Origin of the sequence: Marinobacter sp. KM021 (assembly GCF_050707965.1) — a bacterium.
Lineage (GTDB): Bacteria > Pseudomonadota > Gammaproteobacteria > Pseudomonadales > Oleiphilaceae > Marinobacter > Marinobacter shengliensis.
In genome coordinates, this window is record NZ_CP136129.1 from 952,932 (window position 1) to 972,059 (window position 19,128).

Sequence of the window (19,128 nt, forward strand, 5' to 3'; positions counted from 1 at the left end):
AACACTATGTTCAGTTTGACCGTTCGCGATCACATGATGATTGCTCACAGTTTTAAAGGGGAAATCTTTGGACCGGCCCAAGGGCTCCATGGCGCCACCTACGTGGTAGACGTTACGTTCGAGCGACACGTGCTGGACGATAACGATTTGATTGTGGATATTGGCCAGGCGTCTGACCTGCTGAAAGAGGTGCTTTCGGAATTCAACATGAAGAATCTGGACGACTTGCCCGAATTCGAAGGCCGGAACACCACCACGGAATTCATGGCGCAAGTCGTGTTCAATCGCATGGCTGCTGCCATCCATGCTGGCCGCCTTGGTGAAGAGGGCCGGCAGGTTGCCGGCCTTAAAGTGACTTTGGGCGAGTCGCACCTGGCCTGGGCCAGTTACCATGCCGGCATCTGACCTATGGTTTGTGGTTCCCGGTGATCCTGACCAGAACACCGGTGGGTACCGATATGTGCAGCGCCTGGTGGCGGCATCGCGCCAGGCCGGGGTGAACGCGCGGGTTCAGGGGCTCGCTGGGTGCTTTCCGAGACCGGATCAAACAGCTACCGATGCCATGCAAGAGTTCCTGACGTCTTTACCGGACAACACGTTGGTGGTGCTTGACGGGCTAGCCATGGGGGCCATGCCAGACGTGCTGGAGCGCCACCGCACACGCTTGCAGCTTGTGGCGCTGGTACACCACCCGCTGGCGGATGAGACCGGGCTATCCCAGGAGCAACAGGCCTGGTTTCGGGAAACTGAAAGGCAGTCCCTGGCCCAGGTCAGCAGGGTGGTCACGACCAGTGAGTACACTGCCCGCCGTGTGCAGCAGGATTATGGTGTGCCGTCCTGGAAGATTACGACGGCGCAGCCGGCCGTGGACGCCCTGTTCTTCCAGATGGAGCGCGACCACTTGGACAAGCCCATGAGGCTCTTGTGCGTGGGGCATCTATCCCCCCGTAAGGCGCAGCACCAACTGGTCGATGCCCTCGCCACTTTGCAGGAACTGCCGTGGCAATGCACCCTGGTGGGGGCGGAGGATCGTGATCCGGACTATGCGCTGGCCGTTCGCAGTGCCATCGCCCGGCACGGACTGGCTGATCGTATTCAGCTTCTGGGAGAGCTATCGGAACCCGCGCTGGAGGAGGCCTACCGCCGGGCGGATCTGTTCGTGTTTCCGTCGCTCTACGAAGGCTATGGCATGGTCATCGATGAAGCCCTGGCCGCGGGTTTGCCGGTGTTGTCTTCCGATGGCGGCGCGCTGGCGTTGACTACCAGCAAACCCGGAGCCCGGAAGTTTCCGGCTGGCAATGCGAAGGTCCTGGCGTCAGAACTTCGCAATCTCCTGACGAATACCGCAGATTTTTCGGATCTGGCGCGACGTGCGCGGGCCCATCGGTCAGATATTCGCCAGTGGTCAGATACCACAAGGGAATTCCTCGGCAGTCTGGGCATCAGCGACGAGGGTGATCCTGCAAGATTCTCTGGCCAGTGGCTGGAAGCCCGGGAGCCCGCGGATCATGCCGCCAGAAGCCGGGCCTTGACGGATGCGCTGGCAAACTGGCTAACTGTGGAATACAACACGAAAGCCGCTGGAAAACCGGCCGGTGATCCGTTGCATCTGGTGGATATAGGCAGTGGGCGGGGCTCTAACCCTGGTTATCTGATTCCCCGTTTGCCGGTGCCCCAGCGGTGGACATTGATTGAACCGGATCAGCATCTGCTGGGGCTGGCCTGCCATCGGGTTGGGGCACTGGACGCCCCAGCGGCTCCCATGATGCGGGAGCTAACCCCGCACAACCTGGATGAGCTATTGCCAGAGGATGCCACCCTGATCACGGCATCGGCCCTGATAGACCTGGTCTCAGAACACTGGCTTCGTGCCTTTTCCAGTGCCGTGGTGCGAAGGCGGGCGGGTGTTCTGGTAGTGATTAGCTACAGCGGGCACTTTGACCTGGCGCCTTCCCATGCCTCCGACGCCCTGGTACAGGAGCTGGTGAATCAGCACCAGCATGGCGATAAAGGCAGCGGAGCGGCATTGGGTCCCGAAGCAACCGGGGTTTTGGAGAAACGGCTGCGTGAGGCAGGTTATACCGTCACGGTAGAGCAGAGCCAATGGCATCTCAGCCCGGGCCAGGGCGGCGCGAGTACTGAGTTGATCACCATGCTAATGACTGGTTGGGCGGATGCCGCCTGCCAGCAGAACCCGGCTGCGGAGGCTGAGATCAGAACCTGGCTGGCAGACCGGCAGGATCAGTTGGCCCGTCACGAACTGCGGGTGGTGGTTGATCACCTGGACCTACTCGGGTTACCCGACTCAGGTTTACCGGCATGATGCGCCAGCGGCCATGGCCAAAGCTGCTGCTTCGGTGGGCTGCGACCCTTATTATCCTGGTGCTGGTGTTACGGTTTGTGGACCTGTCCGGTTTGATAGCCAGGCTCCGATCCATTCCGCCCTCACTGATCGCCCTGGCCCTGGCGGTTTCTGTCCTGCAGGTGGTGTTGTCCGCCTGGCGTTGGCGTTACACCGCCGGCAGGCTAGGTGTTTCTGTGCCGATGACCTTTGCCGTTCGGGAATATTACCTGGCCACCTTTCTGAATCAGGTGCTGCCGGGTGGCGTTATGGGCGATGTGAACCGGGCCTGGAGACACAGCCGGGCCCACGGGCAGGGCGCCGTTGAGCGTTCGGGGCAGCTTTCGGCGGTTCATGCGGTTGTCCTTGAACGGCTGTCCGGGCAGTTGGTGTTGTTTCCGGTGGTCTTGCTCGCTGTGGTTGTGCTTTGGCGTGTGGACGCTTTTAGCAGTCAACCGCTGCCCATCAGGATATCCCTGAACCCGGCATACTGGCTGTTTCCTCCTCTGCTGGTGGGCATTGGAACCTGGCTGCTGTGGGTCAGTGGTCGGCTTGCCTCACTGCGGCGGTACCTTGGGCGCCTGGGTGCCGATCTCAAGCGGGCATTTGCAGGTTGGCGCAATGGTTCGGTGCAGTTGTTTACTTCCCTTGCCGTACTGGGCACCTATTTAACGGTGTTTGTCTTGTTGGCGTTTGGAATGGGATTAGCGGCCGATGCCAGCAGCCTTTTTCTGACCGCAGCCCTGTGTCTGCTATTGCTTCTGGCGATGGTGGTCCCAATAACGGTGTCTGGCTGGGGTGTCCGTGAAGGCGCAGCCGCCCTGCTTTGGCCCGCGGTTGGGTTACCGGCAGAGCAGGGGGTGGCGATCAGTATTGGCTACGGTGCGTTGATCTTCCTGGCCAGCTGGCCGGGGGCGCTGGTGCTTCTCAAACGCGCCTGATCAATTCCAGCGCCTCTCGAAGGCCAGGTCGAACAGCATGTCACTGCCCAGATTAACCAGCTGGGCCCGCGGGCGCAGGGCATCATCCAGTTGGTCGATTTCCGGCAGCGAGAATGCCGGCCGGCCACTGCCGATGATCATCGGAGCCACCATGACATGAAGTCTGTCTAACAGCCCTGCTTTGAGGAAGGATGAAACGGTTACACCGCCCCCCTCAATAAAGATTTTGCGAAGTCCGTAGTCCTGTAATACTTGAAGAATATGCTCCGGTGGCACCGGTGAAGGGTCGTCGGCAGCCCCGAGACAGGGAACAGTGGTTACCTGGCCGATGCGGGCGGGCTTTTGGGCCGGGTCGTATTCACCGGCAACCAGATGCAGTGTGGGTGCTGCGTTGTCGGTAAACAGGTGGTGGCTGGTAGGAACCCGGCCATGGCGATCGATCACCACCCTTGTCGGGTTGGGCCCATTCGCGCGGCGTACGGTCAGGCGTGGATTGTCTGTGGCGGCGGTGCCGGCGCCAACCACGACCGCATCGCACAGGGCACGAATACGATGGAGATGGGTGATTCCGTCGTCACCATTAATGAAACGGGAGCAACCGGTTACGGTGGCTATGCGGCCGTCCAGGCTCTGACCAAGCTGACCAATCACATGGTTACCCGCCGGGCGCTTGATGGGCTGGCACAGGGGCAGGAACAGCGATATCAGATTCCTGGCATCTTCGGTTGCCTGATGCACCAACTCCCAGCTCTTGCCGTTAATCCGCAGCGCGGGTTGGCTGGTTCCCGGCAGGGGAAGGGTGACATTGCTGCGGTTGCTGGCATTCAGTATGAGCTTCCAGGCAGTGTCTGTATCCAGGGTGGCCATGGCGTTCCCGTTTGTTGGTTTTGTGGTTTCAGTATAGGCAGATTGTGTGCAAAGCTATATGTACGATACATTTCCGGATTGATTCACTTTTCCAGCCAATTTTTCAGGGACACTGAGCTATGCGGTACCTGCAGTCCTTTCATCGCCGCTTGCGGCAACTCCGGCAGACCGGGCAGCTGTCTTTGGCGGATGTGGCCAATATGTGCGGAGTGGACGAAGCCCGGGTAGGCAGCTGGGAGGCCACAGATCCCAAGCAACGGAGCTATCCGGGCGTCAGTGAACTGCTGGATGTGTGTCTGAAAACCGAAACGCCGTTGGATCAACTGCTGGATATGGATGATGGCGGTGACAGCGGTCAGCTGGAGTTGCCGGGGCTGGCGTTCAGTAACAGCGATGATTTGTCTGTCGCGTTGAAAGAGCTGGAGCGGGAGCTGAACCGATTGCAGCTATCAGAGGAAGAGTTGGAACTGCTGCGCCGGTTCCGCAAGGCAACCGCGGAAAACCGGCGCATGGTCCTTCAGCTGCTGGGGCGTTAACCGCCCCGGTAAGCCAGGTTACTTGCCTTTTTTGTAGATATTCTCGTAAACGTAGTTGGTGGCTTCCACAAAGCCGTCAATGCTGCCGCAGTCAAAACGCTGGCCCTTGAACTGGTACGCCAGTACGCAACCGTTCTTCGCTTGCTCCAGCAGTGCATCGGTAATCTGGACCTCGCCGTTCTTGCCCGGAGGGGTGCGTTCGATAATATCGAAGATATCCGGTGTCAGAATGTACCGGCCAATGATGGCGAGGTTGCTGGGTGCGTCCTCCGGAGCCGGCTTTTCAACCATATCGGTAATGCGGTAGAGGCCATCTTTCATGGATTCGCCGGCAATAACGCCATACTTGTGGGTTTCATCCTGCGGCACTTCTTCGATGGCCACAATGGAGCAGCGGAACTGGTTGTACAGTTTCACCATCTGCGCCAGAACGCCGTCTTCTCCCTCTGGCCCCACACAAAAGTCATCTGCCAGCACCACTGCAAACGGATTGTCACCCACCAGGTTACGGCCAGTCAGAATGGCATGCCCCAGGCCTTTCATCTCGTTCTGACGGGTGAAGGCAAAGGTGTTGTTGATGATCAGATCGCGTATCGACGTCAGCAGGCCTTCTTTCCCCGTGCCAGCAATCTGATGCTCAAGCTCGTAGCTGATGTCGAAATGGTCTTCGATAGCACGCTTGCCGCGGCCCGTTACAAAGCCGAATTCGTGGATTCCGGCTTCGGCAGCTTCCTCTACGCCGTACTGAACCAGCGGCTTGTTAACGATTGGCAGGATCTCTTTCGGCATGGCCTTGGTGGCCGGGAGAAAGCGGGTGCCGTAGCCGGCTACCGGGAAAAGGCACTTTTTGATCATGGTGTTCATCCTTAGTTTGAATCTTGCATGCTGGGAGCCGTCCCACAAAGTGTGCCAAGTGTAACCAAGTTGTTTCGCGAGTTGGAGGGTTTCATTTCTGAATGTTGATTGTTGGTAATTCTGTGACCGGTTTCCTACTTCCGCTGAGCGATTGAAATATCTCGAAAATAGTTTCAGTTGGCGCACTAAGACACTGATTTAAGTAAACATTAAAATTGTAAAATTATGATGACAAGGGTGGTTGCCCGGCTCTCCATAATTTAAAGTGGCAAAGCTTCAGCACATTTACACGATCTTGACACTTCTACGGGTACTGAATGGCACATCCGCTGGTCGCAAAACGGCACGGCCCTCAACTGAGCTCCATTGCACTGTTTTCGTGCGCACTGGCTGTATTTTCGGTGCAGGGGGGTGCCAGCGAGCTTTCACTCTCCGAGCAGAATGCTCTCAGCACCCAGGAAGCCCTGTTTGCTCAGGACCGTTTGAAAGCCACCCGCGAGCATTGGCTACGGTCGAAATTCGAGTTTTCAGGACGTACCAACGACGATTCAGATCGCCTTGACGGCACGCTGAACCTTGGGTTGAAGAATATGTTCGGTGAAAGTCATCGGGCTGATCTTCGATACGCGGACTCCAAGACTTATCGAGTCAGTAACGAGCGCAAGGTCCTTGGGTTTGGCTATGGCTTGCCGGTGGGGCGCAACCAGCTGAGAATGGAGCTGACCAACACCGCCTATGATGAAGTGTCGAGGGTTGAGGGGGCCCGCTATCAGAAGGCCGGCCGAATTCGCGACGTGGCCGTAACCGGAAGCCGGCCGCTGTTCTCCGTCAGCGGTTACAGTATCCGGGGGCGGGCAGGGTATAACTCTGTAACCCGTTCGTGGACCCGGCAGAGCGATGAAAACCACAGAAATCACTACGAGGTATCCACCCTGGGCTTTGAAGCCCTGGGGCGCCATGACCTGGTGGGCGGCTTCAGTCTCTCCAGTGGATTCAGGGCTGTCACTGGCATTGAGACAGAGGCGGAACGCACGGCGGTTGGTTATCAGGATTCCCAGGACGATCAGTTCGGGCGAATGTTGTTTACGGCGTCCCTGGACCGGGAAATGCTGGACTGGCAATGGGATCTTGAAGGGCAATATCAAATTGCTTCTGCGGACATTCCCGGATCTCACCGTCTGCAGGTTGCTGGCTCAGCGCTTTCGACGGGTTTTAGCGGCCAATCCCTGAGTGTGGCGGAGGGTGGCTGGCTGCGGCTCGGTAGCCGCAGCCCCACCTTTAACGTGCCGTTTTTCCCCCAAATGCTGTCCAGTGTCAGGCTGTCGGTGCTGCGGGGCTGGGTTCCCGACGTATCGTTCCAGCAGGACCAGTCGGGCCACGTCACGTCCGGGGAATTGTCCCTCGGCCTTACTGCTCGCAAGTTCAGTGCTGATGTCAGCGTTGGCCGGGTACTTGGAACAACCACCGAAGCCATTGTCGTTCCAGACCACCCGGATGTGCGACTTTCCATGAGCTTAAAAATATAGTGTCTGATCGCTTACGAAGTTGTCACTTGTAGATTCCCTCCGCCCTGATGCTAGATTGAAGTAATCACCCGTGGACTGAGGAAGGATCTATGCGCTCAGGGACAGTATGGCTTGTGGTTCTGGGTTTGATGTCATTCACCACAGTGACGGCAGCCGAGTTCCGGTTTGAGGACGTGGTGGAGCAGGCTCGTGAACGGGCTGGTTCAGCTTACCAGGCTCCCGACACCATCCCGGATTTTATGCGGAATCTCAGCTATCAGGACTATCAGTCGATCCGGTTTGATCCCGAGAAAAACCTGTGGAAAGAGGCGTCATCGAAGTTTCAGGTAATGCTTGTTCCGGCCGGGAAGTTCTACACGCGCCCGGTCAATATATACGTTGTGGATGCCGAAGGTGTCAGCAAGCTGGAATTCGATAAAAGCCTGTTCAACATGCCCGATAGTGAGTTGAGCAAGCGGGTACCCGCAGATCTCGGTTACGCCGGCTTCAAACTAACCTTTCCTTTCGATGGCCCGGACATCGCCAACCAGTTTCTGGTTTTTGCCGGGGCCAGCTACTTCCGGGGTGTCAGCAAGGACACCGCCTTTGGTTTGTCGGCCCGAGGTGTGGCGGTTGACACCGGATTGCCTTCTGGTGAGCAGTTTCCTGACTTCACAGACTTCTGGCTGGTGCGCCCTGCACGTAACAGCGAAGAGATGCGGGTTTACGCCCTGCTTGATGGTCCGTCACTGACCGGGGCCTACCAGTTTACGGTCTATCCAGGAGAAGAGACCCGACTTGATGTGAAAGCCAGGCTGTTTATCCGTGACGACATTGAATTGCTCGGACTGGCCCCGCTTACCTCCATGTTCTTTTATGGTGAAAATACTCCGCGACCTGACGGCGAGTGGCGACCGCAAGTACACGACTCCGATGGCCTGCTCATTCACGACGGCGAATCCGGAGAGTGGCTATGGCGCCCACTTATCAATCCCAAAAGACTTGCCACGAGTTTCCATCAGACCAGTCGCATTGCCGGATTCGGGCTGATACAGCGAGATACGGAATTCCGCCATTTTGAAGATCTGGAAGCCCGTTACGAGCGCCGTCCCAGTGCCTGGGTTTCGATGGACGATGACTGGGGAGCGGGTGACGTTGTCTTGGTGGAAATCCCGACCGACGATGAAACCAACGACAATATAGTGGCGTTCTGGAGTCCCGACGATAAGGTTACCGGTGGGGCAGAGCGGTCGCTTGAGTATTCCATGACATTCGGTGGGCCAGATGTTGCCCGCCATCCGGGCGGGAAGGCTGTCAATACGTTCATCGGCGCCGGTGATCGCATTGGCGGTGGTGATCAGTCCGGTGCTTACCGTGTTCTGGTGGACTTTGCAGGCGGCCAGCTTGCGGACATCGAGCCCGATGCACCGGTGGTCAGCAAGGTCTCAGGTGGCGATGGTGTCGAGGTTCTCGAGCATTTTGTTGAATGGGTGCAGCCCGAGAATAAGTGGCGCCTGTCGATATTAGCGAGGCCTGCGAAAGACAGTATTCTGCAGTTGCGCGGTTATCTGGAGTTAGATGACCAGGTGGTCACCGAAACCTGGACTTACTCATTACCGCCAGGTGCCGGGCCGGGAAGTCAGCGATAACAGGGGGAACGGTATGGATGCCATGAACCAGTATCAGTTACTCGGGCGCCTGCTTGTGTACCTTGAAGCCTGTGGGTTGGAATTGAATACCGCCACGTTCGACATTGCCCTTAAGATGCTCTCGGATTTACAGCAGTCGGCCGCACAGCCTGAGGATTTTGATTGGCTCCTTGAACGCATTCCTCATTACTTCCGGATTGCGGAGGACGCACTGCCCAAGGTTGCCCCACCATTCCAGCGTGGCAGTATCGGGTACTACGCTCATGGCTCATCCTGAGCAAAAGTGCAGAACGTGGCGTCTGCGGGCAGCGGTCAGGCGGTGTGTGCTGATCTTGCTGGTTGGCGGCCAGACCCTGATTGCCGGCAATTTGCTTCTGCAGGTGCTGCCTTACCATGGGGGCACGCCCGTGGAAGTCGGTATCGTCCTTCTTTTCGCCCTGTTGTACGTCTGGATTTCGTTTGGTTTCTGGATGGCGGTATACGGCTTTGTTCTCCGGTTGTTGGGTGGTGACCGACACTCCCTGATTAACCGCCATTCCTCCCCTGAAATTGACGCAGCGCCGCTTTCCCGGACGGCTGTGGTAATGCCGATCTATCACGAGCCGGTGAGGTGGACTCTGGAAGGCCTCAAGGCCGTGTACCGGGATCTTGAACGCAGCGGAGAGCTCGACCAGTTTGATTTCTTTATCCTGTCGGACAGCCAGGACCCTGAGGTCTGGCTGGAGGAGCAGGCCGCCTGGTACCGGTTGGTAACAGAGCTGGGGGCAGAGGGGAGGATTTTTTACCGTAGACGTCGGGTTAACCTGAACTTCAAAAGCGGTAATGTCGCAGATTTCCTGCGTCGCTGGGGTCGAGGGTATGAATATATGGTTGTTCTGGATGCAGACAGCCTGTTAGCCGGCGACACCATCAGGAAAATGGTTCGTTTGATGAACCTTGAGCCAAGGGTTGGCATCCTGCAAAGCGCACCGACAGTGATTAACGGCCAGTCGGCTTTCGCCAGAATTCAACAGTTCGCCAGCAGGCTCTACTCGCCGTTGTTTGCCACCGGGCTGGCGGCCATACAGATGGGCGATGCGGTCTTCTGGGGCCACAACGCGATCATTCGCGTGGCGCCATTCATGTCTCACTGTGGGTTGCGTAAGTTGTCAGGGTTTGGCATCTGGCGCGGGCCGATCATGAGCCACGATTTCGTGGAAGCGGCGTTTCTGGGGCGGGCCGGATACGAAGTGTGGCTGGAACCGACGTTGGCCCATAGCTATGAAGAATCCCCTCCAACACTGGATGATGAGCTTGCCCGGGATCAGCGTTGGTCGAAGGGAAATCTGCAGCATGCCTTCCTTATGCTGCTGGCCCCGAAGCTCCGAATGGCTCACCGTCTGGCGTTCCTGAACGGCATCATGGCTTACGCGGCCTCGCCGTTGTGGCTGGCCTTTCTGGTGTTGACCACGATTGCCGCCGTACAGCTTACCCTGGCTCCGATAGATTACTTCCCGGACGGTCATGAAAGTCTTTTCCCTCTATGGCCCGAGTGGCGGCCCGAGTGGGCGATTCTCCTTGTGACCAGTACGCTGGCCCTTCTTTTTATACCAAAGTTTCTGGCCGTTGCGGATGTCGTCCTGAAAGGCGAATTGAGAAGGTATGGAGGGGGGGCGCGCCTTTTGATCAGTGTTTTTCTGGAGATCATGGTTTCCGTGCTCCTGGCGCCCATCCGGATGTTGGCCCATAGCCGATTCGTTGTCTCGGCACTGTTAAACCTCCGACTGGGCTGGGCGGCCCAGAACCGAACAGAAGAGATTCGCTGGCGGGATGCGCTGGTACAGCATCTGCCAGGTTTTCTGGTTGGTGGTGGTTGGTCATTGTTCGCGATGGCACTCGACCCTATGTTTTTCTATTGGTCCTTGCCTGTTTCGGTACCGCTGATACTGGCGGCACCAACGACGGTCTGGCTGAGTCGGATCAGCAAAGGAGAAGCTCTGGGGCGATATCACCTGTTACAGATACCAGACACCCTGACCCCGATCCCGTTACTGGAAGACGCACGGAAGTTGCGAGAACGGCTGTCCGTGGATCAGGAACTGACACCGTTGGAGCGGGCGATCATTGTGCCGCCGGCGAACCGCCTTCATCGGCACCTTGCCCGGCCCAAGGCCCGGGGGGCGAAACGGGCATCGATAGATGCAGCCGTCGAACAATGCGTGAAATCCGGCTACCCGACGATGGATAAGAAGGCGCTTTCTCTTGCCCTGGAGGATGCCCAGGCTCTTGCTGACTTGCATAAATGTGCTTGGAATGCTCCGGTTTCGTCGTTCTGGGGCGCACGCGTACAGGCGTTTGTAGAAAGGCGACTCAACCAGACTGTAGACAATACGACTTAAGATAGAGGTTCTATTGTTGACAATCCGGGTTGTTGGGCGTAATTTCACCAGCATCACTCATTGGATTGTTAACAAAACATGGTTCAAGCTCCGGCTCAAGTACATACTCGTGCAGATGAAGCCTTTGATTGTCTGCAAACCGCCATCGTGATGGGTGACCTTGCGCCCGGTGAAAAGATCGGCGAAGTCGAACTCTGCTCCCGCTTTAATCTCACCCGTGGTCCCCTGAGAGAGGCGCTTGGCCGCCTTGAGTCCCGTGGTTTGCTGGTGCGCCGGCCCCATGCTGGTGTGAAAGTGGTATCTGTCAGTGCTGAAGAGCTGCTGGAGCTGTACCGAATTCGTGAAGTTATGGAAGGGTTGGCTGCCCGCCAGGCCGCCGAACGGATGACCGATGAGGAAATCCGCGACCTGAAAGCTACACTGGATAGTCACGAGAAAATGATTGAAGAAGCCCAGGGCCAGGCCTATTACCAGGCCGAGGGTGACTACGATTTCCACCACCGGATTGCCACCGGCAGCCGCAACACCAAGCTGGCCCAGATGCTGCTGGGTGATCTGTATTACATGGTGCGCATGTACCGTTACCGGTTAAGCACCTCCGCCGGGCGCCCACACATGGCGCTGGGTGAACACCGCCGTATCGTCGAAGCCATTGCCCAGCGCGATGGCGAACTCGCCGAATTCCTTATGAAAAGACACATCAATGCCGCACGCCAGAATATCGAACAAAAGATTCAGCAAGGCGTGTTAACAATCTGATCCAAGAGGTAATGTCCCATGGCTAACCAACTCTCCCCGGGCGCTCGTTTCCGCAAGGCCCTGAAAGAAAACCAACCACTGCAGATCGTTGGTACCATCAACGCATACACCGCCATGATGGCGGAGCGGGTAGGGCACCAGGCCATCTATTTGTCGGGTGGTGGCGTCGCCAACGCCTCCTATGGCCTGCCGGATCTGGGCATGACCACTATGAACGACGTTGTTGAAGACGTGCGCCGCATCACTGCCGCCACAGAAGTGCCGCTGCTGGTTGATATCGACACCGGCTGGGGTGGCGCGTTCAACATCGGCCGCACCATTCGTGAAATGGAACGCGCCGGCGCTGCGGCTGTGCATATTGAAGACCAGGTTGCCCAGAAGCGCTGTGGCCACCGTCCGAACAAAGAGATTGTGTCCAAAGAAGAGATGGTCGACCGCATCAAGGCTGCTGCCGATGCCCGCCAGGACAAAGACTTCTTCATCATGGCCCGCACCGACGCCTTCCAGAAAGAAGGCCTGGAAGCCGCCATCGACCGCGCCAAAGCCTGCATCGAAGCTGGTGCCGACGGCATCTTCGCCGAAGCCGTTCACGAACTGAGCGACTACAAAGCCTTCGCCGAAGCCATCGACGCCCCGATCCTGGCCAACATCACCGAATTCGGCGCCACCCCGCTGTACAACCGCTCCGAACTGGCCGAAGCCGGCGCCGCCATGGTTCTGTACCCCCTGAGCGCCTTCCGCGCCATGAACAAAGCCGCCCTGGCCGTGTACCAGAACATCCTGGAAAAAGGCGACCAGAAAGACGTGGTAGACCTGATGCAAACCCGAATGGAACTGTACGATTTCCTCAACTACCACGACTTCGAACAAAAGCTGGACCAGCTGTTTGCTCAGAAAAAGGACTAATAAGGGGGCTGTCCCAAGGGGTCTGTCCCCGAACGGGGACCGACCCCACTTTGGAACAGCTGACTCCGGAGTAAGGGGTCTGTCCCCGAATGGGGACTGACCCCATTTTGGAACAGCTGACTCCGGAGAATGACCGAGGTAAAAGTGGGTCAGACCCCATTCGGGGTCAGACCCGATAGACGCAATGGGTTCTAGTCCCTGCATCAACGGGCAAAAGTGGGTCAGACCCCATTCGGGGTCAGACCCTGGGGACAGAACCCCAACAGAAAAATCAGAAACAACGGGAGACCAACATGGCTGAAGCAAAGAAACTTAGTGGCGCAGGCCTGCGAGGCCAGGTAGCTGGCGAAACCGCGCTGTGTACCGTCGGCAAAACCGGCACCGGCTTGACATACCGCGGCTACGACGTGACCGATCTCGCCGCCAACGCCCAGTTCGAAGAAGTAGCCTACCTGCTACTACGCGGCAAACTGCCGAACCAGTCCGAGCTGGACGCCTACAAAGCCAAGCTCAAAAGCCTGCGCAACCTGCCAGACGCCCTGAAACTGGTGCTCGAGCAAATCCCCAAAGACGCTCACCCCATGGACGTAATGCGTACCGGCTGCTCCATGCTGGGTAACCTGGAAACCGAAAAAGACTTCAGCGAGCAGGACGACAAAATTGACCGCATGCTGGCCACCTTCCCGGCGATTATCACGTACTGGTACCGCTTCGCCCACGAAGGCGTGCGCATCGACACCGCCAACAGCGAATGCGACTCCATCGGCGGCCTGTTCCTGGAACTGCTGCACGGCAAGAAGCCCAGCGAGTTGCACGAGCGGGTAATGAACGTTTCCCTGATTCTGTATGCGGAGCATGAGTTCAACGCCTCCACCTTTACCGCCCGCGTCTGTGCCTCCACGCTCTCTGACATCCACAGCTGCGTAACCGGCGCCATCGGCTCCCTGCGTGGCCCGCTGCACGGCGGTGCCAACGAAGCGGCCATGGAACTGATCCAGCGTTTCCAGACGCCGGAAGAGGCCGAAGCCGGCCTGATGGGCATGCTGGAACGCAAAGAGAAAATCATGGGCTTCGGACACGCCATTTACAAAGAATCCGACCCGCGCAACGCCATCATCAAGCAATGGTCCGAGAAACTGGCGAAAGAAGTAGGCGACACTGTGCTGTACCCGGTTTCTGTGCGTTGTGAAGAAGTCATGTGGCGCGAGAAGAAACTGTTCTGCAACGCCGACTTCTTCCATGCATCTGCTTATCACTTCATGGGCATCCCCACCGAACTGTTCACCCCCATTTTCGTGATGTCGCGGGTATCCGGCTGGACCGCCCACGTGAAAGAACAACGCGCCAACAACCGCATCATCCGCCCGAGCGCGGACTACACTGGTCCTGAGCATCAGGATTGGTTGCCGATTGAAGAGCGGAGCTGATTATTATGAACACCGAATTCAGAAAACCCCTTCCAGGCACCGACCTGGAATACTACGACACCCGCCAGGCGGTGGAGGCTATCCAGCCCGGCTCCTACGCCAAGCTGCCATACACCTCCAAGATCCTGGCTGAGCAGCTGGTTCGCCGCTGCGACAAGGAATCCCTTACCGATTCCCTGAAGCAGCTGATTGAACGCCGTCGCGACCTGGACTTCCCCTGGTACCCGGCGCGGGTAGTGTGCCACGACATCCTCGGCCAGACTGCCCTGGTGGACCTGGCCGGGCTGCGTGACGCCATCGCAGAGAAGGGCGGAGACCCCGCCAAAGTGAACCCGGTGGTACAAACCCAGCTGATCGTGGATCACTCCCTGGCCGTTGAGGCTCCCGGCTTTGACCCGGACGCGTTTGAAAAGAACCGCGCCATCGAAGACCGCCGCAATGAAGACCGGTTCCACTTCATCAACTGGACCCGCACCGCGTTCAAGAACGTAGACGTGATTCCAGCCGGTAACGGCATCATGCACCAGATCAACCTGGAGAAAATGTCTCCGGTGATCCAGAACCGCCCGGACGAAGACGGTCATCCGATTGCCTTCCCGGACACCTGCGTGGGCACCGATAGCCATACCCCGCACATTGACGCCTTGGGCGTTATCGCCGTGGGCGTGGGTGGCCTGGAAGCGGAAACCGTGATGCTGGGCCGTCCGTCCATGATGCGCCTGCCGGATATCGTGGGTGTGAAGCTGACTGGCAAGCGCCAGCCGGGCATCACTGCCACCGATATCGTGCTGGCCATTACCGAATTCCTGCGTAAGGAGCGCGTGGTTGGCGCCTATCTGGAATTCTTCGGGGAAGGTGCGTCCAGCCTCACCATCGGTGACCGTGCCACCATTTCCAACATGACTCCGGAATACGGTGCCACCGCTGCGATGTTCTACATCGACGAGCAAACCATCGACTACCTGAAACTGACCGGCCGTGAGCCAGAGCAGGTAGACTTGGTAGAGAAGTACGCCAGAGAAACCGGCCTGTGGGCCACGGAAATGACCGAAGCCCAGTACGAGCGCGTGCTGGAGTTTGATCTGTCTACCGTGGTGCGAAACGTGGCTGGCCCGTCCAACCCGCATCGCCGCGTAGCCACTTCCGATCTGCACGACCGTGGCATTGCCGTTAACCTGGACAAGGCCCTGGAAGAAGAGAAGAAGGGCCTGATGCCCGATGGCGCGGTGATCATCGCGGCCATTACCTCCTGCACCAACACCTCCAACCCCCGCAACGTGGTGGCGGCCGGCCTGGTGGCCAAGAAAGCCAACGAGCTGGGACTGGTGCGCAAGCCGTGGGTGAAATCTTCTTTCGCGCCGGGCTCCAAGGTTGCCCGCCTGTACCTGGAAGAAGCTGGCCTGCTGCCGGAACTGGAAAAGCTGGGCTTCGGTATCGTGGCCTACGCTTGCACCACTTGTAATGGTATGTCTGGTGCCCTGGATCCGAAAATCCAGAAAGAAATCATTGATCGCGACCTGTACTCCACAGCAGTGCTGTCTGGTAACCGTAACTTCGACGGCCGGATTCACCCTTACGCCAAACAGGCGTTCCTGGCGTCTCCGCCCCTGGTTGTGGCCTACGCCATCGCCGGTACCGTGCGTTTTGATATCGAGCGTGACGCCCTGGGTTACAGCAAGGATGGCAAGCCGGTCACCCTGAAAGACCTGTGGCCGTCTGATGAAGAAATCGACCGCATTGTGGGCGAATTTGTGAAGCCGGAGCAGTTCAAGCAGGTGTACATTCCGATGTTCAACCTGGATGCGGCCGAGCAGGCCAAAAGCCCGCTGTACGAGTGGCGCCCGCAGTCCACCTACATCCGCCGCCCGCCTTACTGGGAAGGCACCATGGCCGCTGAGCGGGAACTCAAGGGCATGCGCCCGCTGGCGATCCTGCCGGACAACATCACCACCGACCACCTGTCGCCGTCCAACGCCATCATGATGGACTCGGCAGCCGGTGAATACCTGCACAAAATGGGCCTGCCGGAGGAGGACTTTAACTCCTACGCCACCCACCGTGGTGACCACCTGACCGCCCAGCGCGCGACTCTGGCCAACCCGAAACTGTTCAACGAAATGGTTCGGGACGAGAACGGCGAAGTAGTGCAGGGCTCCCTGGCCCGTGTTGAGCCGGAAGGCAAGACCATGCGCATGTGGGAAGCCATCGAAACCTACATGGAGCGCAAGCAGCCGCTGATCATCGTGGCCGGTGCCGACTATGGCCAGGGTTCTTCCCGTGACTGGGCGGCGAAGGGCGTTGCTCTGGCGGGCGTGGAAGCGATTGTGGCCGAAGGCTTCGAACGCATTCACCGCACCAACCTGATCGGCATGGGCGTCATGCCCCTGCAGTTCGAGGAAGGCACCACCCGCCACACCCTGCAGCTGGACGGCACCGAAACCTACGATGTGGAAGGCAAGGCTGCACCGGGCGCCAAACTGGAACTGGTGATTCACCGCAAGAGCGGCGAAGTGGACCGTGTTCCGGTGATCTGCCGTTTGGACACGGCGGAAGAAGTCACCGTGTACACCGCAGGCGGCGTACTGCAACGCTTTGCGCAGGACTTCCTGGCTTCTGAGGGGGCGGCATGAGCTTCCCCCCACAAATAAAAGTCCCCGCCACCTACATGCGTGGCGGCACCAGCAAAGGCGTGTTCTTCCGCCTGCAAGACCTGCCGGAGCCCTGCCAGGTGCCCGGCGAAGCACGGGACAAGCTGCTGCTGCGAGTCATCGGCAGCCCCGATCCCTACGAAAAGCAGATCGATGGCCTGGGCAACGCCACCTCCAGTACCAGTAAAACGGTGATTCTGGCGGCACCAACCCAACCAGACCACGATGTGGACTACCTGTTTGGCCAGGTCTCCATCGATAAGCCGTTCGTAGACTGGAGCGGCAACTGCGGTAACCTGACAGCTGCGGTAGGCGCCTTCGCCATCAACGGCGGCTTTGTCGCCAAAGACCGCATTCCAGACAACGGTATCTGTACCGTGCGTATCTGGCAGGCCAACATCCAGAAAACCATCGTGGCCCATGTACCCATCACCAACGGTGAAGTGCAGGAAACCGGCGATTTCGAACTGGATGGTGTGACCTTTCCGGCCGCAGAAGTGAAAATCGAGTTCATGGACCCGGCCGATGGCGAAGGCGCCATGTTCCCCACGGGTAACCTGGTGGATGACCTGGAAGTACCGGGCGTCGGAAGCCTGAAGGCCACTATGATCAACGCCGGTATACCGACCATCTTCGTCAATGCGGAAGATATCGGCTACAAAGGCACCGAGCTGCAGAACGACATCAACAGCGACCCCAAAGCACTGGCGATGTTTGAGACCATTCGTGCCCATGGCGCGGTAAAGATGGGGCTGATCAAGGACGTCGCCGAAGCCGCCAACCGCCAGCACACGCCAAAAGTGGCGTTTGTAGCCAAACCAGTGGATTACGTCTCGTCCAGTGGCAAGCAGATCAACGCGGCAGACATCAATGTGCTGGTTCGAGCGCTGTCCATGGGCAAGCTGCACCACGCCATGATGGGCACCGCTGCCGTGGCCATTGCCACCGCCTCCGCCATTCCCGGAACCCTGGTGAACCTGGCGGCCGGCGGCGGAGATCGCACCGAAGTCACCTTTGGTCACCCCTCCGGAACCCTGGGTGTGGGTGCTGAAGCCAAAGAAGTTAACGGCCAGTGGACCGCCACCAAAGCCATCATGAGCCGCAGCGCGCGGATTATCATGGAAGGCTGGGTGAGGGTGCCCGGCGACTGTTTCTGATTCGTTACAGTCAGACCTGTGAGGTGTTGAAGGATTTTACACATTCCAGATACACCTCCGGTTTTTTCCCTTCTAAAGTTCCTCTATCTCCCTGATATTTAAAGCCTGACGTGAAACTGGACAGTTTATTGCTGCACGGACCGCTTGGCCGGCGGTTATAAGCGCCGACCAACAACGCGGATTTTTTATCTAAAGGGAGATTAGACAGTGAATCGTATTCCTGAATCATTCAAAAAGTCGGCACTGCTGGCAGGTTGCGCGGCCCTGACACTTGCTTTCTCAGCAACGTCATTGGCGGCACCGATCATCATGGAAGGTGATTATGTTCGTACCGCCATCAGCGACAACGGCACGCTGGGTTACGGCGGAACGACCTCCCCTGGCTTGCTGCACGATCCAAGCGGCACACGCAGCTGGGGCGCAGAGGACTATCTGACTCCTGGCAGTCCCTGGGAAATGTTTGGTGTGAAGGCCGATCAGTTCGGCAACGTTCACAATAACAATGATTGGCCCAGCAACATTGGTTCCACCTCCCTGACGGATATCAGTGGCGGTTCCGCCTTCGATAACCACGTGCTTTGGAGTGGAACCTACGGTGGGATGTTCAATATCACCCACGAATACATCTTCAATGACAATTACGAGCGCATTGATGTCCTGACCTCTATCGAGGCCCTGACTGACCTGACCGGCCTGAAATTCCTGCGGGCGATTGATCCGGATCCCGATGTAAACACCTACGGCAGTTTCAACACCATCAATACCCGAGGCGGAGCAGGCATTGCCGAGGAAGACTTTGTAAACTCCCAGGGCGCCCAGACTGGCCTGACCCTTGGCTTGTACACAAACTCTTCGATCGAGCATAACACCGGTATCACCTCGTCCTGGAGCTATGACCCGGATACCTACCTGGCCGGTCAGAACGACGGCGATGGCGATAACGTAATTGGCCTGGCGTTCAATATTGGCAACCTGTTCCAGGGTGACTTGGTCAAGCTGAGCTACTCCTATGTGATGGGCGAAACCCTCGACAACGTCGACATTCCTGACGAGCCTGTGGCGAGTGTTCCTGAGCCGGGTACGCTTGGTTTGCTTGGTCTGGGCCTGGCTGGCTTGCTGGGCGTTCGTCGCCGTAACAAGTAAACCCTTGGGTCAAGCG

The 19,128-nt window shown here is 58.0% G+C and carries 16 protein-coding genes; 14 read left to right on the forward strand and 2 right to left on the reverse strand.

From position 1 onward, the window contains the following. Positions 1-6 precede the first annotated feature (6 nt). Genes RVM24_RS04515 through RVM24_RS04525 form a run of 3 tightly spaced genes read left to right on the forward strand, consistent with a single transcriptional unit; the run spans position 7 to position 3,282 of the window. Positions 7-405 carry a 6-pyruvoyl trahydropterin synthase family protein gene (locus tag RVM24_RS04515; RefSeq protein ID WP_061331049.1) on the forward strand — a complete coding sequence of 133 codons (399 nt, stop codon included), beginning with the start codon at positions 7-9 and terminating at the stop codon, positions 403-405. Further along, a complete protein-coding gene (locus RVM24_RS04520; RefSeq protein ID WP_431475014.1) occupies positions 392-2,323 on the forward strand; it encodes a glycosyltransferase family 4 protein in 1,932 nt (643 codons plus the stop codon). The genes RVM24_RS04515 and RVM24_RS04520 overlap by 14 nt, the downstream gene beginning before the upstream one ends. Next, positions 2,320-3,282, forward strand: coding sequence for a lysylphosphatidylglycerol synthase transmembrane domain-containing protein (locus RVM24_RS04525; RefSeq protein WP_431475015.1), 963 nt, complete (start codon positions 2,320-2,322; stop codon positions 3,280-3,282). The genes RVM24_RS04520 and RVM24_RS04525 overlap by 4 nt, the downstream gene beginning before the upstream one ends. Here the strand turns inward: RVM24_RS04525 and RVM24_RS04530 are convergent, their stop codons facing one another. Then, on the reverse strand, positions 3,283-4,149 hold the full coding sequence (locus tag RVM24_RS04530) for a RibD family protein (RefSeq protein ID WP_431475016.1): 867 nt from the start codon (positions 4,147-4,149) through the stop codon (positions 3,283-3,285). A gap of 119 nt (positions 4,150-4,268) precedes the next feature. Here RVM24_RS04530 and RVM24_RS04535 point away from each other — a divergent pair, with 119 nt between their 5' ends. Next, the gene (locus tag RVM24_RS04535) at positions 4,269-4,685 is read left to right on the forward strand and encodes a helix-turn-helix domain-containing protein (RefSeq protein WP_058089618.1); all 417 of its coding nucleotides are present in this window, start codon (positions 4,269-4,271) and stop codon (positions 4,683-4,685) included. Between the two features lie 18 nt (positions 4,686-4,703). Here RVM24_RS04535 and galU read toward each other — a convergent pair whose 3' ends face one another. Further along, positions 4,704-5,540: a UTP--glucose-1-phosphate uridylyltransferase GalU gene (gene galU, locus RVM24_RS04540; RefSeq protein WP_072677462.1), complete on the reverse strand. Its 837-nt coding sequence runs from the start codon at positions 5,538-5,540 to the stop codon at positions 4,704-4,706. A 317-nt stretch (positions 5,541-5,857) separates the two neighbouring features. On the opposite strand from galU, the gene RVM24_RS04545 reads away from it, so the two are divergent. From RVM24_RS04545 to RVM24_RS04590, 10 genes are all read left to right on the forward strand, one after another. Continuing rightward, positions 5,858-7,066, forward strand: coding sequence for a ShlB/FhaC/HecB family hemolysin secretion/activation protein (locus tag RVM24_RS04545; RefSeq protein ID WP_374812780.1), 1,209 nt, complete (start codon positions 5,858-5,860; stop codon positions 7,064-7,066). 89 nt (positions 7,067-7,155) lie between these two features. After that, a complete protein-coding gene (locus RVM24_RS04550) occupies positions 7,156-8,694 on the forward strand; it encodes a glucan biosynthesis protein G (protein WP_374812782.1) in 1,539 nt (512 codons plus the stop codon). Between the two features lie 13 nt (positions 8,695-8,707). Continuing rightward, positions 8,708-8,971: a hypothetical protein gene (locus RVM24_RS04555; RefSeq protein WP_230715236.1), complete on the forward strand. Its 264-nt coding sequence runs from the start codon at positions 8,708-8,710 to the stop codon at positions 8,969-8,971. Then, a complete protein-coding gene (gene mdoH / locus RVM24_RS04560; RefSeq protein ID WP_374812784.1) occupies positions 8,958-11,072 on the forward strand; it encodes a glucans biosynthesis glucosyltransferase MdoH in 2,115 nt (704 codons plus the stop codon). The genes RVM24_RS04555 and mdoH overlap by 14 nt, the downstream gene beginning before the upstream one ends. Positions 11,073-11,150: 78 nt before the next feature. Further along, positions 11,151-11,831 (forward strand): GntR family transcriptional regulator, encoded by a 681-nt coding sequence (locus RVM24_RS04565; protein ID WP_058089623.1) that lies wholly within the window; start codon positions 11,151-11,153, stop codon positions 11,829-11,831. Between the two features lie 18 nt (positions 11,832-11,849). Continuing rightward, positions 11,850-12,737, forward strand: a complete 888-nt coding sequence (gene prpB / locus RVM24_RS04570; protein WP_431475017.1) for a methylisocitrate lyase — start codon at positions 11,850-11,852, stop codon at positions 12,735-12,737. Between the two features lie 293 nt (positions 12,738-13,030). After that, on the forward strand, positions 13,031-14,164 hold the full coding sequence (prpC, locus tag RVM24_RS04575) for a bifunctional 2-methylcitrate synthase/citrate synthase (RefSeq protein WP_431475018.1): 1,134 nt from the start codon (positions 13,031-13,033) through the stop codon (positions 14,162-14,164). 5 nt (positions 14,165-14,169) lie between these two features. Continuing rightward, positions 14,170-16,794, forward strand: a complete 2,625-nt coding sequence (gene acnD, locus RVM24_RS04580; RefSeq protein WP_230715226.1) for a Fe/S-dependent 2-methylisocitrate dehydratase AcnD — start codon at positions 14,170-14,172, stop codon at positions 16,792-16,794. Continuing rightward, positions 16,791-17,969: a 2-methylaconitate cis-trans isomerase PrpF gene (gene prpF, locus RVM24_RS04585; RefSeq protein ID WP_061331060.1), complete on the forward strand. Its 1,179-nt coding sequence runs from the start codon at positions 16,791-16,793 to the stop codon at positions 17,967-17,969. The genes acnD and prpF overlap by 4 nt, the downstream gene beginning before the upstream one ends. Before the next feature lie 207 nt (positions 17,970-18,176). Further along, a complete protein-coding gene (locus tag RVM24_RS04590) occupies positions 18,177-19,112 on the forward strand; it encodes a PEP-CTERM sorting domain-containing protein (RefSeq protein WP_431475019.1) in 936 nt (311 codons plus the stop codon). The last annotated feature ends 16 nt before the right edge of the window (positions 19,113-19,128 follow it).